15 protein-coding genes are annotated in these 14,296 nt (G+C 39.6%); 9 read left to right on the top strand and 6 right to left on the bottom strand.

Annotation, left to right across the window (positions count from 1 at the left end):
* The first annotated feature begins 30 nt into the window (after positions 1 to 30).
* The 4 genes from tuf to ffh all read left to right on the top strand — a co-directional run bounded on the left by tuf (position 31) and on the right by ffh (position 3,513).
* Entirely contained in the window at positions 31 to 1,227 is a 1,197-nt protein-coding gene (tuf, locus tag M1G01_RS03315) for an elongation factor Tu (protein ID WP_001040720.1), read from the top strand.
* 144 nt (positions 1,228 to 1,371) lie between these two features.
* Entirely contained in the window at positions 1,372 to 1,704 is a 333-nt protein-coding gene (locus M1G01_RS03310; RefSeq protein ID WP_000402066.1) for a putative DNA-binding protein, read from the top strand.
* Positions 1,705 to 1,706: 2 nt separating this feature from the next.
* The gene (locus tag M1G01_RS09665; protein WP_345773256.1) at positions 1,707 to 1,922 is read left to right on the top strand and encodes a 2-oxoglutarate:acceptor oxidoreductase; all 216 of its coding nucleotides are present in this window, start codon (positions 1,707 to 1,709) and stop codon (positions 1,920 to 1,922) included.
* 19 nt (positions 1,923 to 1,941) lie between these two features.
* A complete protein-coding gene (ffh, locus tag M1G01_RS03305; RefSeq protein WP_000863609.1) occupies positions 1,942 to 3,513 on the top strand; it encodes a signal recognition particle protein in 1,572 nt (523 codons plus the stop codon).
* An 82-nt stretch (positions 3,514 to 3,595) separates the two neighbouring features.
* Here the strand turns inward: ffh and M1G01_RS03300 are convergent, their stop codons facing one another.
* From M1G01_RS03300 to M1G01_RS03285, 4 genes are read right to left on the bottom strand one after another with little or no spacing between them, the layout of a single operon-like run.
* On the bottom strand, positions 3,596 to 4,594 hold the full coding sequence (locus M1G01_RS03300; RefSeq protein ID WP_247931155.1) for a sensor histidine kinase: 999 nt from the start codon (positions 4,592 to 4,594) through the stop codon (positions 3,596 to 3,598).
* Entirely contained in the window at positions 4,584 to 5,267 is a 684-nt protein-coding gene (locus tag M1G01_RS03295; protein WP_000680570.1) for a response regulator transcription factor, read from the bottom strand. Before M1G01_RS03295 ends, M1G01_RS03300 begins: the two co-directional genes overlap by 11 nt.
* A 32-nt stretch (positions 5,268 to 5,299) precedes the next feature.
* Positions 5,300 to 7,354, bottom strand: coding sequence for an FtsX-like permease family protein (locus M1G01_RS03290; RefSeq protein ID WP_247931154.1), 2,055 nt, complete (start codon positions 7,352 to 7,354; stop codon positions 5,300 to 5,302).
* Complete coding sequence (locus M1G01_RS03285) at positions 7,344 to 8,117, bottom strand: ABC transporter ATP-binding protein (protein WP_247931153.1); 774 nt, start codon at positions 8,115 to 8,117, stop codon at positions 7,344 to 7,346. The genes M1G01_RS03290 and M1G01_RS03285 overlap by 11 nt, the downstream gene beginning before the upstream one ends.
* 326 nt (positions 8,118 to 8,443) lie before the next feature.
* On the opposite strand from M1G01_RS03285, the gene M1G01_RS03280 reads away from it, so the two are divergent.
* Together M1G01_RS03280 and M1G01_RS03275 are read left to right on the top strand one after the other, a co-directional pair.
* Positions 8,444 to 8,740, top strand: a complete 297-nt coding sequence (locus M1G01_RS03280; protein WP_247931152.1) for a helix-turn-helix domain-containing protein — start codon at positions 8,444 to 8,446, stop codon at positions 8,738 to 8,740.
* 54 nt (positions 8,741 to 8,794) lie between these two features.
* Complete coding sequence (locus M1G01_RS03275; RefSeq protein WP_247929659.1) at positions 8,795 to 9,040, top strand: hypothetical protein; 246 nt, start codon at positions 8,795 to 8,797, stop codon at positions 9,038 to 9,040.
* An 18-nt stretch (positions 9,041 to 9,058) separates the two neighbouring features.
* Here the strand turns inward: M1G01_RS03275 and M1G01_RS03270 are convergent, their stop codons facing one another.
* Positions 9,059 to 9,751 (bottom strand): hypothetical protein, encoded by a 693-nt coding sequence (locus M1G01_RS03270; RefSeq protein WP_049518589.1) that lies wholly within the window; start codon positions 9,749 to 9,751, stop codon positions 9,059 to 9,061.
* Positions 9,752 to 9,986: 235 nt separating this feature from the next.
* Positions 9,987 to 11,549: a glutamine-hydrolyzing GMP synthase gene (guaA, locus tag M1G01_RS03265; protein ID WP_247931151.1), complete on the bottom strand. Its 1,563-nt coding sequence runs from the start codon at positions 11,547 to 11,549 to the stop codon at positions 9,987 to 9,989.
* 140 nt (positions 11,550 to 11,689) lie between these two features.
* Here guaA and M1G01_RS03260 point away from each other — a divergent pair, with 140 nt between their 5' ends.
* The 3 genes from M1G01_RS03260 (at position 11,690) to M1G01_RS03250 (ending at position 14,137) form a co-directional block, all read left to right on the top strand.
* Positions 11,690 to 12,388 carry a GntR family transcriptional regulator gene (locus M1G01_RS03260; RefSeq protein WP_000936178.1) on the top strand — a complete coding sequence of 233 codons (699 nt, stop codon included), beginning with the start codon at positions 11,690 to 11,692 and terminating at the stop codon, positions 12,386 to 12,388.
* Positions 12,389 to 12,524: 136 nt separating this feature from the next.
* Positions 12,525 to 13,811, top strand: a complete 1,287-nt coding sequence (locus M1G01_RS03255) for a peptidase U32 family protein (RefSeq protein ID WP_000169100.1) — start codon at positions 12,525 to 12,527, stop codon at positions 13,809 to 13,811.
* A gap of 14 nt (positions 13,812 to 13,825) precedes the next feature.
* On the top strand, positions 13,826 to 14,137 hold the full coding sequence (locus M1G01_RS03250; RefSeq protein ID WP_001070655.1) for a CHY zinc finger protein: 312 nt from the start codon (positions 13,826 to 13,828) through the stop codon (positions 14,135 to 14,137).
* The last annotated feature ends 159 nt before the right edge of the window (positions 14,138 to 14,296 follow it).

Here is a 14,296-nt window from a genome sequence, read left to right as displayed (position 1 = left end):
AAATATATTTTATTGGAGGCTTTTACTCAAATGGCAAAAGAAAAATACGATCGTAGTAAACCACACGTTAACATTGGTACTATCGGACACGTTGACCACGGTAAAACTACTTTGACAGCAGCTATCACAACTGTATTGGCACGTCGCTTGCCTTCAGCAGTTAACCAACCTAAAGACTATGCGTCTATCGATGCTGCTCCAGAAGAACGCGAACGCGGTATCACTATCAACACTGCGCACGTTGAGTACGAAACTGAAAAACGTCACTACGCTCACATCGACGCTCCAGGACACGCGGACTACGTTAAAAACATGATTACTGGTGCTGCTCAAATGGACGGAGCTATCCTTGTAGTAGCTTCAACTGACGGACCAATGCCACAAACTCGTGAGCACATCCTTCTTTCACGTCAGGTTGGTGTTAAACACCTTATCGTCTTCATGAACAAAATTGACTTGGTAGACGACGAAGAATTGCTTGAATTGGTTGAAATGGAAATCCGTGACCTCTTGTCAGAATACGACTTCCCAGGTGACGATCTTCCAGTTATCCAAGGTTCAGCTCTTAAAGCTCTTGAAGGTGACTCTAAATACGAAGACATCATCATGGAATTGATGAACACTGTTGATGAGTACATCCCAGAACCAGAACGTGACACTGAAAAACCATTGCTTCTTCCAGTCGAAGACGTATTCTCAATCACTGGACGTGGTACAGTTGCTTCAGGACGTATCGACCGTGGTACTGTTCGTGTCAACGACGAAATCGAAATCGTTGGTATCAAAGAAGAAACTCAAAAAGCAGTTGTTACTGGTGTTGAAATGTTCCGTAAACAACTTGACGAAGGTCTTGCTGGAGATAACGTAGGTGTCCTTCTTCGTGGTGTTCAACGTGACGAAATCGAACGTGGACAAGTTATCGCTAAACCAGGTTCAATCAACCCACACACTAAATTTAAAGGTGAAGTCTACATCCTTACTAAAGAAGAAGGTGGACGTCACACTCCATTCTTCAACAACTACCGTCCACAATTCTACTTCCGTACTACTGACGTTACAGGTTCAATCGAACTTCCTGCAGGTACTGAAATGGTAATGCCTGGTGATAACGTGACTATCGACGTTGAGTTGATCCACCCAATCGCCGTAGAACAAGGTACTACATTCTCTATCCGTGAGGGTGGACGTACTGTTGGTTCAGGTATGGTTACAGAAATCGAAGCTTAATTCGATTAAGTTCCCAGAAGAACAATTATTTAAGTCAGACACTAAAAGAATCTTGCCTTGCAAGGTTCTTTTTTTCTTCTCCTTACTCTATTTGAAGTGCTTCTACTCTAGCAGTATAATAGTTTTTTTGGTATAATAAAAGTTATGGAAATCGAAAAAACCAATCGTATGAACGCCCTTTTTGAATTTTATGCGGCGCTTTTGACAGACAAGCAGATGAACTATATTGAACTCTATTATGCTGATGATTATAGTCTTGCTGAGATTGCTGAAGAGTTCGGTGTCAGTCGTCAGGCTGTCTATGATAATATCAAGCGGACGGAAAAGATTCTAGAAGATTATGAGATGAAACTGCACATGTACTCGGACTATATTGTCCGTAGTCAAATTTTTGACCAGATCTTGGAGCGCTATCCCAAGGATGACTTTCTGCAGGAGCAGATAGAAATTCTAACAAGCATTGATAACAGAGAATAAGTATGGGGAGTATAGTCATCTACAAAGGTATACCCTGTAAACTATTAGCTGCTGAGACTCCTTTTCCCACAAGGCTACAAATCCTCTCGTCTGATTCTATCTTTCGAGCTCTTCAAGAGGGATTTAGCTGTTGGGGATATCCAAATGAGATAATGAAAGAAGTCACTCCAGAAAAACTTGTTTGTTTACAAGATTTTGGACGTTTTCCACCGAATTAATGAAACATAGGAGAAAAAAATGGCATTTGAAAGTTTAACAGAACGTTTACAGAACGTCTTTAAAAATCTACGTAAAAAAGGAAAAATATCTGAGGCTGATGTCCAGGAAGCAACCAAAGAGATTCGTTTGGCCTTGCTGGAAGCCGACGTTGCTTTGCCTGTTGTAAAGGACTTTATCAAGAAGGTTCGTGAACGTGCAGTCGGACACGAGGTCATTGATACCCTCAATCCAGCCCAACAGATTATCAAAATCGTTGATGAGGAATTGACAGCTGTTTTAGGTTCCGATACGGCAGAAATTATCAAGTCACCAAAAATTCCAACCATTATCATGATGGTCGGTTTGCAAGGGGCTGGTAAAACGACTTTTGCTGGTAAGCTGGCTAATAAACTCAAGAAGGAAGAAAATGCTCGTCCTTTGATGATTGCGGCAGATATTTATCGTCCAGCAGCCATCGATCAGCTGAAAACACTTGGACAACAAATCGATGTTCCTGTCTTTGCACTTGGAACAGAAGTGCCTGCTGTTGAAATTGTTCGCCAAGGTTTGGAGCAAGCGCAGGCCAATCACAACGACTATGTCTTGATCGATACGGCAGGGCGTTTACAAATCGATGAACTTCTTATGAATGAGCTTCGTGATGTTAAAGCACTGGCTCAACCAAACGAAATCCTCCTTGTCATTGATGCCATGATTGGTCAGGAAGCGGCCAATGTTGCGCGTGAGTTTAATGCTCAGTTGGAAGTGACTGGGGTTATTCTTACCAAGATTGATGGGGATACTCGTGGTGGTGCAGCTTTGTCTGTTCGTCACATCACTGGAAAACCAATCAAGTTCACTGGTACGGGTGAAAAGATAACAGATATTGAAACCTTCCACCCAGATCGTATGTCAAGTCGTATCCTTGGCATGGGGGATATGCTGACCTTGATCGAGAAAGCATCTCAAGAATACGATGAGCAAAAAGCTCTTGAAATGGCTGAGAAGATGCGTGAGAACACCTTTGACTTCAATGATTTCATTGACCAATTAGATCAGGTGCAAAATATGGGGCCAATGGAAGACTTGCTCAAGATGATTCCAGGTATGGCTAACAATCCTGCCCTTCAAAATATGAAGGTGGATGAGCGCCAGATTGCGCGCAAACGTGCCATTGTGTCTTCTATGACACCTGAAGAACGCGAAAACCCTGATCTGTTAAATCCAAGTCGTCGCCGTCGTATCGCTGCTGGTTCTGGAAATACCTTTGTCGAAGTCAATAAATTTATCAAGGACTTTAACCAGGCCAAACAGCTCATGCAAGGTGTCATGTCTGGGGATATGAACAAGATGATGAAGCAGATGGGAATCAACCCAAATAACCTTCCAAAAAATATGCCAAATATGGGAGGGATGGATATGTCTGCCCTTGAAGGCATGATGGGACAAGGTGGAATGCCGGATATGTCAGGTCTCGGAGGAGCAGGCATGCCAGATATGAGCCAGATGTTTGGTGGCGGACTCAAAGGTAAAATCGGCGAATTTGCCATGAAACAGTCTATGAAACGTATGGCCAACAAAATGAAAAAAGCGAAGAAAAAACGTAAATAAAAAATGAAAGCAGAAGTGCTTTCCTTTTTGGTATAAAATATGTGCTTTCTATGATTAGGCAATTTTCTTAATTGAAAAATGACTAAATAGAAAGAGAGATTTCAAAGCCTTGCATCCATTCGGATTTTACTGTGATTTCGATTTTTAAAGCATCTGCTAATTGTTTGACCAGATATAGGCCCATGCCTGTTGATTTTTTCCTTGTCTCTCCTGAATCACCTGTAAAACCTTTCTCAAAGATATGAGGGAAGTCACAAGCTTTAACTCCGCAGCCATTATCCCTAATAATCAGACTTGTACGTCCCTTGTCTTTTGATATATAAATATTGAGTTCGGGTTTGTCGGAGCTATATTTAATGGAGTTGGCTAGGATTTGAGAGAGGATAAATTCAAAACTGCGTTGATCGGTGTAGCAGATTCCTTGTATGTTTTCTACCTTAATCGTAAATTTCTTTTCTTTGAGCAAGGGATCAAAGTTTTCCAAAAGATCTTGGATACACTCTTCTAGGTCAAGGTATTCAAATAGAAAATCATTTTTCTCACTTTTCACCCTGTAGTAGAATAGGATCTGTGATACATTTTCTTGGATTTGCTTTTTCACATAGTCCAACTTAAAAGCTGTATCCTCAGGCAACTGGTCGCTTTGATTGTCCAAAAGGAGGGAAAGAAGCGACAGAGGGAGTTTAATCTCATGCGCCCATTTTTCAACATAGTCCTCATACTCGGCTAGTAATGAGTTGAGTTTTCCTATTTCAGCCTGCTTTTGATAAAGTGTATCTGCTATTTTTTCAATGCTTTCTTTTTCTGAGGCACTTGATAAATGCAATAATTCAAGCTCAGTATCCGTCTTGGGATTGGCTATGAAGGCTTTATAGGCAGATGATTTTTTTCTTTCTGTTTTTATGAGTAAGAATGATAGGATGAAAAAAAGCAGGACGGTGGCTAAAATATAGAGAAGGATGAGGGCTTGAAACATTCTCACATCTGAAAGCCAAAGCAGGACAGCTGTAAATAGATCAAATGCTAAGAGAACAAGTAACCAAGGCAGATAACTAGCTAGATATTTTAGATTATGTTTCATCTGGACTTACCTCTTCAAGCTTGTAACCAATACCTCTGACGGACTTGACTTGAAGGGCAATGCCAGCCTGTTTCATCACCTTTTTTAGTCTTGCAATGTTCACTTGTAGGGCATTTTCATCGATGAACTCAGTTGTATTCCACAGTTTCATACTTAGTTCTTCTTTTGTGACGACAGGAGCATTAGTAACCAATAAGGTTTCTAACAATTTCCCTTGATTTTGGGGGAGTAAAATCGAGTGTCCATTGATATAAAGGGTATAGGTCTGTCTATCCAGCAGAAAATTATCTTTTTCAAGTAGATTTTGTCTGCCTTCATAGCGTTTCAAGATATTTTCTATACGTGCCAAAAATCTTTCTTTCTTGAAAGGCTTTGTTAGATACTCATCTGCCCCTAATTTCAGGGCGTAAATCTCATCTTTTAGTTGTTCACGGGAGGTGAGAACCAATATGGGCACAGAGCGTTTGGACTTGAGATTTTTACAAATTTGAAAACCTGTTTCTCCCGGCAAATTCAAATCCAGTATGATTAAATCCGTATCGTATTGCAATACTTGCTGGCTTGTATCTTTGAAGTCAGTCAACTTATCAACTTGATAACCCGTTTTCTCTAACAAAATAACAATTTCATCTCGAATCAAGGCTTCATCTTCAATAACCAGAATATGCTTCATACCGGTTCCTCCTTTTCCTAATTTATTTTACCTTATTCATCTCTTTTAGGTTCCATTAAGGACAACAAGTACTTGTTGCTATTTTTCTTTACAATTCTTATATAGATGATTTCAAATCCAGTTAAGAGAAGTACTATCAGCATGGCTGTGATAAATTTCTGCCCCATGGCCATTCTTGCGCTAGCGGGTACTATTCCTGTGAGGAGGGAGCTTACTCCGAAGCTACTACTGATAAGTGCAAGGGCTATTGGTAGACCAAAATACCAGTTGATTTGCTTTTCTGAAGATTTACAAAGAGTTTCGTAGTTGGCTCCGAGATGGATCAAGGTTTGGTATCGTCTGTAGGATTGTCTTTGTCCCATCAAAAACTGAACGCCTATAATTGTATTTGCGACAACAAGGAAGATGATAGCCAGATAGATGGTGATATAGCTAGCAGAGATAATGTAAAATAATTGTCTTCCCATATTTTGTATATAGCTTTCATAGCCAAGAGAGGTTTGATTTAGCTTTTCATTGGTATCTGAGATAGCCCTCATCAGGCCTTTTTCCTTGACTAGCTCAGGAGCTAAGATACCGCTGACATAGTTCGAGTAGCGACCGTCTGTATAGTTCATAAAGACTTCATCTGGGACTATGAGGGCAACAGAGAGGGTGATTTCACGATCCGTTACAATCGGTAAAGACTGAACCTCTCCAATCAATTTTACCTCATTCCCCATGACTTTGATTTGAGGCTTCGTCTTCAGAACAGAGTTGACGAGACTTTCATCTGGGAGAAAATCTTTCCCCATATACAAGTAGGCTTCCCTGCTAGTTAATTCTATAGGAGGGAGATTGGCAGCCTTTCTAAGTTCATTGTATTCGGAAACTGGTATGAGGTGGGAAGTAGTAGACTGTTTAAATCTTTGGAGCAAAATTTCCATGTTCTTGCTGCCTTTTTGCTTTTTCAACTCCTTGATGATCTCTTCGAAGGACACGGACTCGTGTTCTTTCGGTTTGCCAACTTTGATTTGCAGAATCTTTGAAAACTGTGATGCTAGTCCTGCAGCTTCAAGCTCTTTTTTAACTTTGTCTATATCAAGATTTTCGTCTGTTTCCTGCTTGCTATCTCTAAATGTATAATCCAATACGTGGGTTTGATTGCCTGAATTGCCACTTGAAATAGCAATACCTGCTCCAAAGAGGCACAAGGCAGAGAAGATTAAGAGGGAGCAGATGGCCAGTATAGTTGAGTGCTGGATAACTAATTCCTGAATCTGTCTAAAATTATAGGTGTGGAGTTTTCGATTGCTTCCAAGCTTAACCAAAAAGTCTATAAATAAACGCATACCAAAGAAGAGTAGGATAGTTCCAAAAGTTCCCAAGAGAACAGTGAAGCCCATGGTTATGACACTTTCCCAAGCTCGTCTACTCATCCCCAAGTAATAGGCTGTTCCGAGAAGCAAGATTCCGAGGACGGAAGTAAGAAGGTATACCCCTTTGGGAAGTAGTTTCTTCATACCAGAAGGAGAATAGGCAAGAAGATCTCCGATTTCCTTATTGGCTGTTTTTGCACTTAAAAGAACAAAGACGACTAATTTAACAGCTAGGAAGCCGATGACTGTATAGACTAGAGCTGTAGTAGATAGAGAAAATTGATGTTCAATAATCCCCAACCCAACAATTTTAGCGGTTATTAGGCTAATCAGTTCTGAAATCAAGATGGCAATAGGAAGGCCTATTCCAAGAGCAAGGATGCTGTTTCTCAAATCCTCGAGTAGGAGCAGTAAGAACAGTTTACCTCTCCGCATGCCTAGTGTGAGATAAACACCAAATTCATGTTTTCTTCTTTCCATCTGCATACTGCTTGCGAAATAGACTAGAAAAAAGAGGATAAAGAGTGTTGCTACATAAAGAATGGGAATCATGCTAAAGAGTTTATTTACAGCGTCACTTTCTATTTGTTTGAGAAAGATCATCACATCTTGATGAGACAAAGAAAGGATGATGTAAAAGGAGATGATGGAAAGAACCATAGAACTAAAATACAAGCTGTTATTCTTTCGATCTCTCTTGCTATTTCTTGAGACTAATTTAGAAAACATTGCCATCACCTCCAGCTAGGGCTGCAATGACCTTTAGTATTCTGTGGTAGAAGTCTTCTTGACTTTCTCTTGGATAATCACGACGGATTTCATGGAATAGTTTTCCGTCTTGGATAAACAAGATGCGGTTGCAAAAGCTGGCTGCAACTGAATCGTGGGTAACCATGAGAATGGTGGTTTCTTCCACTTGATTCATTTCAGATAGTTTCTGCATCAAAATGCTTGCATTTTTAGAGTCCAAAGCCCCAGTGGGCTCATCCGCAAATACAATTTTAGGGTCTAAAATCAAGGCACGAGCAGCAGCTACCCTTTGTCGTTGACCACCTGATAATTGAGAAGGGAACTTATCCAGAAGTTCAGAAATATCCAGATACTGGGAAAGCAATTCTAACCGAACCTTGCTTTCGTCGGCATCGACCTTGTGCAAAGACAAGGGGAGTAAAATATTTTCTTTGGCCGTAAGATTGTCCAAGAGCTCAAAATTTTGAAAGAGGTAACCAATTTCCTTGCCACGATAATCAGCTAACTGGTTCCCTTTTAACTGACCTAAATCTTTTTCTTGCATTTGAATAGAGCCGTCAGTTGGCTTGATGATTGTGGCGAGACAGTTAAGAAGGGTTGTTTTCCCAGAACCGCTACTCCCCATAATTCCTAAGAACTCACCTTTTACAACTTGAAAAGATATGCCGTTCAAGGCCTTGGTGCTATTCGGCTCTTTCCCATAATGCTTTGTTAATGATTCTACTCGTAAAATGGTTTCCATGTGAAACACCTCCATCTTTTGTTACTTTCATTATAGTATGAATCAGAGTAGAATAACACTTACGGATGATGTAAGAAATCTTTATCGCTGACTTCGATGGTCAGTTTATTGGACTTATACTGATTATATTATAGCATGGTTTCAGGAATTTAAAAAGAGAAGTAAGGAGTTGTAGGCATTCCTACAACCTTGAAACCATCGAATTTCAAAATTGAAAGAAAAACCACTGAAGCAGTGAGATTCAGTGGTTTTACATATTACTAAAAGGAAAACTATTCAAACTCAATAATTACCATAGCATATTTGTTCCTAAGGCGGTGATAAAATTGAGTTTGGGTAAATTGATAAAGAAATTCCGTGAACTACGGAGAATCACTCAAAAAGCATTAGGAGACAGAACGCATTTAGATGATGTTAGAATCAGACAATATGAGCTTGATATTCGCACTCCTAAATATGATGTCTTAGAAAATATTTCCGCTGCACTCCATGTAAATAAAGATTATCTGAAAGAACCTGCCTTTCCGTACACGGAGCATGACCTTATGCGATTTTTATTTAAGTTGGATGACAGTATTGAGGTTAATATAAGACAGGTTATTATGAATGACGAAGATCTCTGATATACTACTACAGGTATATATTTCGGCAGTGAAGCTATTTTGAGAATACGAATTATGCTTGAAGATTGGAAGAAAATGAAACAGAAGTATGAAAACAATGAAATCACTAAAGAAGCCTTGCAGGATTGGAAGGCAAACTACCCTGACAGTCTGAAAAAAGATTATGTTCCCTTTGAGGAAAGCAATGTAAAGTTATATAAAAGCGGAATAAATGCCAAAGTTGCGCTGGATTTAAAACAAGCACAGAAAAAGCACATAGCTGAAAGATTTTACAATCTTAAAGTTATGTGCTTTTTATAATATGACTATTCAATTAACTTAATTGAATCTATCTTCAATTAACCTGATTGCATTCTTAATAAAACTAATTAAATTATCTAATTTATCATCATTATACCCATAGTATTCATCGATAGGATATGGAGGTTCAAGCATATACATTTGTTCGATTCTATATTTTTCCATATTTTCATCCAACCATTTTTTCATCTCTGTTACATTATCTATTGAAGAATCTTCATCCTCAAGATTTTTATAATAAATTGAAGGATAATCCTTATTTAGTTCCCATGTTCCCTTACCATTCTTATTATCGCTTCCATTAAAGTATTTTGGTACAGGCATCATATTTGAGAATGAATACATTAAATCAAAATATCTATTAAATAATGATTCCAAATCACTATATCCGTTAAAAATTTCATCTAAATGAAGATATACAAGTCTTAGTAATTCTTCTTGTTCAAGATTTCTAACATTATGATTTAATAAAATTAATTTTGCTCTACAAAAATCCAAAAAAGGAATGAAAGCATTAAATATTGTATCTGCCGATTCCGGAATATTTTCACCATATAATTTTTTATATGCTTCTTTTACTAATTCTGAAGAGTCGATTTCTGTGGTAGGAAGAATCCTATACATAATAGCTAATTTAATACCTTTCTCAATTTTTAATGCTGGATTAACAATTGGTATGAGATTGGTAAGATTATTTTTCACAATATCCATTTATATCTACCTCCCAAAATTCAGTTTTGTGTCACTCACTACTTCCACAAAAGCCTCCCACCAAAATGATGGAAGGCTTTCTATACTATTAACCTAAATTCAACAACTCCCTTTCAGACCTGCTTTTTCTTGTTTTCAGTATCAAAACAGTATCATTTAGAGAATTTTACTACATCAAAATTGCTCAATCCCCTGTGTTTTCATGCGTTTCGTAACAGTAACATATTTGCTTCTGTTATTCCCACTCAACGGTTGCAGGTGGTTTACTTGTAATGTCGTAGACGATACGGTTAACGTGATCTACTTCATTTACGATACGTACAGAGATCTTTTGAAGGACTTCCCATGGAATTTTCGCGAAATCAGCTGTCATACCATCGATAGAAGTGATAGCGCGGATGGCAATCGTGTAGTCGTAAGTACGACCATCACCCATAACACCGACTGAACGAACGCCTGTGTTGACAGTGAAGTATTGCCAGATATCGCGGTCAAGACCAGCTTTAGCGATTTCTTCACGAAGGATAGCATCAGACTCACGAACAGTTTCTAGTTTTTCTTCAGTGATTTCACCCATGACACGGATAGCAAGTCCTGGTCCTGGGAATGGTTGGCGCCATACAATGTGGTCTGGCATACCAAGTTCTGTACCAAGGGCACGGACTTCGTCTTTATAAAGAGTGTTCAATGGTTCAATTAATTCAAACTGCATGTCTTCTGGAAGACCACCAACATTGTGGTGTGATTTGATGGTTTGAGCAGTATCTGTACCAGACTCAATCACGTCAGTGTAAAGCGTTCCTTGAGCAAGGAATTTTACATCTTTTAGCTTGCTTGCTTCGTCATCAAAGACATAAACAAATTCGTTACCGATAATTTTACGTTTTTGTTCAGGGTCAGAAACGCCAGCAAGTTTATCAAGGAAGCGTTTTGCAGCGTCTGCTTTGACGATATTCAAACCAAACTTACCACCAAGCATGTTCATAACTTGATCAGCTTCTCCCTTACGGAGAAGCCCATGATCCACAAAGATACAGATCAATTGATCACCGATCGCTTTTTGGAGAAGAACGCCAACAACAGAAGAGTCAACACCACCTGATAGACCGAGAAGAACACGCTTGTCACCTACAGTTTCACGGATTTTCTTGATCTGCATATCGATAAAGTTGTCCATTGACCAGTCGCCTTTAGCCTTACAGATGTTAAGGGCAAAGTTGCGAAGGATATCATTCCCGTATACAGAATGGCGAACTTCTGGGTGGAATTGGATACCATAGATGTGCTTGTCGGGGTTTTCAATAGCTGCATAAGGACAGTCAGCAGAAGTTCCAGTACGAACGAAATCAGCTGGGATCTCTGTAACAGCATCGCCATGGCTCATCAACACAATCTGTTCTTCAGGAGTTCCTTCAAAGAGGGCTGAAGTGGTATGAGTAAGTGGTGATTGGCCATACTCACGGTTACCAGCATCACCAGCAGGGACAACTTTTCCTCCAAGTTTATGAGTTAAAAGTTGCATACCGTAGCAGATTCCCAAAATTGGAATACCAAGTTCAAAAATTTCTGGGTCAATATCAAATGAACCATCTTCGTATACAGAGTTTGGTCCACCAGAGAGGATGATCCCTACAGGGTTAATCGCACGAACCTCTGCAGCTGAGATTTTATGACTTTTTAGCTCTGAAAAAACACCAATTTCACGAATACGGCGTGAAATCAGCTGGTTGTATTGGCTACCATAGTCCAGCACGATGATTTTTTCGACATCTTGCAAATCAGTTGAAATGTTGCTCATCTTTTTCCTTTCTCAAAAGAAATATCTTTTTCAATATTCTATCACAAATAGGGGTAAATTACCAACTAAACAAGGCAAAGTTTGACTTTTTCTTAGCAAATACGGTACAATGGAGAAAATAAAGAAAAGAAGTGAGAATCATGTTACCAGCTTATATGAAAATCCATGATCAGATCAAGAAGGATATAGATGAGCATCATTGGAAAATCGGAGAGAGACTTCCAAGTGAGCGAGATTTAGCTGAACAGTTTCAAGTTAGCCGGATGACATTACGCCAGGCTATCTCTCTCTTGGTTGAGGAAGGAGTTTTGGAGCGTCGTGTAGGAAGTGGAACCTTTGTCTCTAGCACTCGTGTCCAAGAAAAAATGCGGGGAACGACTAGTTTTACGGAGATTGTCAAATCTCAAGGTAAAGTCCCTTCTAGTCAACTCATTTCTTACAGAAGAACCATTCCAAATGAGCAAGAGGTCGCTAAGCTAGGGATTACTCCAACAGAGAATATTATCCGCATGGAACGGGTGCGTTACGCTGACCAAGTTCCACTAGTCTATGAAGTCGCATCCATTCCTGAGAAATTCATTAAGGATTTCAAAAAAGAAGAAATCACCAGTCATTTCTTCCAAACCTTGCAACAACATGGCTACCGGATTGGCAAATCCCAACAGACCATTTATGCGAGATTGGCTAAGGAAAAAATTGCTCACTATCTAGAAGTCGAAAAGGGGCATGCCATTTTAGCCTTGACTCAGGTCTCTTATCTTGAAGATGGGACGGCTTTCGAGTATGTAAAGAGCCAATACGTTGGTGAACGCTTTGAATTTTATCTTGAGAACAACTAGTCTAGAAAGGCTAGTTTTTTGTTTTAGAAAAGATTAGAATTGTCAAAACAATCTGTCTAGGCTTGATTTTATCGCTTATTTACTATAAAATGAGAAGGAAAAACGTCAAACTTTTATATTGCAAATAGGAGAAAAAATGACAAAAACATTAAAACGTCCTGAGGTTTTATCACCTGCAGGAACTTTAGAGAAGCTGAAAGTAGCTGTCCAATATGGTGCGGACGCAGTCTTTATCGGTGGGCAAGCCTATGGTCTTCGTAGCCGTGCAGGAAACTTCACCTTTGAACAGATGGAAGAAGGCGTGCAGTTTGCTGCTAAGTACGGTGCCAAGGTCTATGTGGCTGCTAACATGGTTATGCACGAAGGAAACGAAGCTGGTGCTGGAGAATGGTTCCGTAAGTTGCGTGACATTGGGATTGCCGCAGTTATCGTGTCAGATCCAGCCTTGATTATGATTGCAGCAACAGAAGCACCAGGTCTTGAAATCCACCTTTCAACCCAAGCCAGTGCGACGAACTATGAAACTTTAGAGTTCTGGAAAGAACTTGGTCTAACTCGCGTGGTTTTGGCCCGTGAAGTTTCAATGGAAGAATTGGCAGAGATTCGCAAACGTACTGATGTTGAGATTGAGGCCTTTGTCCATGGAGCCATGTGTATTTCTTACTCAGGTCGCTGTACGCTCTCAAACCACATGAGTATGCGTGATGCCAACCGTGGTGGTTGTTCTCAGTCTTGTCGTTGGAAATACGATCTTTATGACATGCCCTTTGGTCAAGAACGTAAAAGTCTGAAAGGTGAAATCCCAGAAGAATTTTCAATGTCAGCCGTTGACATGTCTATGATTGACCATATTCCAGATATGATCGAAAACGGTGTGGACAGTCTTAAGATTGAAGGCCGCATGAAATCTATCCACTATGTTTCAACTGTGACCAACTGTTACAAGGCGGCTGTAGATGCTTATCTCGAAAGTCCTGAGAAATTTGAAGCCATCAAACAAGACTTGGTAGACGAGATGTGGAAGGTTGCTCAACGTGAATTGGCAACAGGTTTCTACTATGGTACACCTACAGAAAATGAACAGTTATTTGGCGCTCGTCGTAAAATTCCTGAATATAAGTTTGTCGCTGAAGTGGTAGCGTATGATGATGCGACTCAAACGGCAACCATTCGTCAACGGAATGTCATCAACGAAGGCGACCAAGTGGAGTTTTATGGACCAGGTTTCCGTCATTTTGATACTTATATCGAAGATCTTCATGATGCCAAGGGCAATAAAATCGACCGAGCCCCAAATCCAATGGAACTCTTGACCATTAAGGTTCCACAACCTGTTCAAGCTGGGGATATGGTCCGCGCTCTCAAGGAAGGTCTCATCAATCTCTATAAGGAAGATGGAACCAGCGTCACAGTTCGTGCCTAGAGAAGGAAAAGTGAATGAATCAAGCACAAGGTTTGTTAGTTGATGATGAAGGAAGATGTGTTCATTATCATAGCGAAAAGGACATCGTTTCCCTCCAGTGCTATGAGTGTAAAAAATATTATGCTTGTTATCAGTGCCATAATGCTATAGAAACGCATGTGTTTTCGCCCTATCCCTTGGCGCTTTCTGAGGATCGACCGATTTTATGTGGGGTTTGTAAGAGGACAATGACTTTCCAAGAATACCAAAAACAGATGGCTTGTCCTTACTGCAGTGCACCATTTAATCCAGGTTGTAAACAACACTATTCCTACTATTTTAAATAAAATGAATCGATCCAAGTTCTTAACTTGGATTTTTCAGTTTGTTTCAGAAAATAGAGTAAAATCAAGAAAAATTCGCAATCTAAAATGGAAAAACTTTCTATAGAATGGGGTAAAAACAGCAAAAATAGAAATAAATCATATGAAACGCTTTCAATGTTA

It is taken from the genome of Streptococcus oralis (assembly GCF_023110055.1).
Classification (GTDB): Bacteria; Bacillota; Bacilli; order Lactobacillales; family Streptococcaceae; genus Streptococcus; species Streptococcus oralis_BY.
Note: the sequence above shows the minus strand (reverse complement) of the source record. Positions and strands in the feature narration are given on the sequence as shown.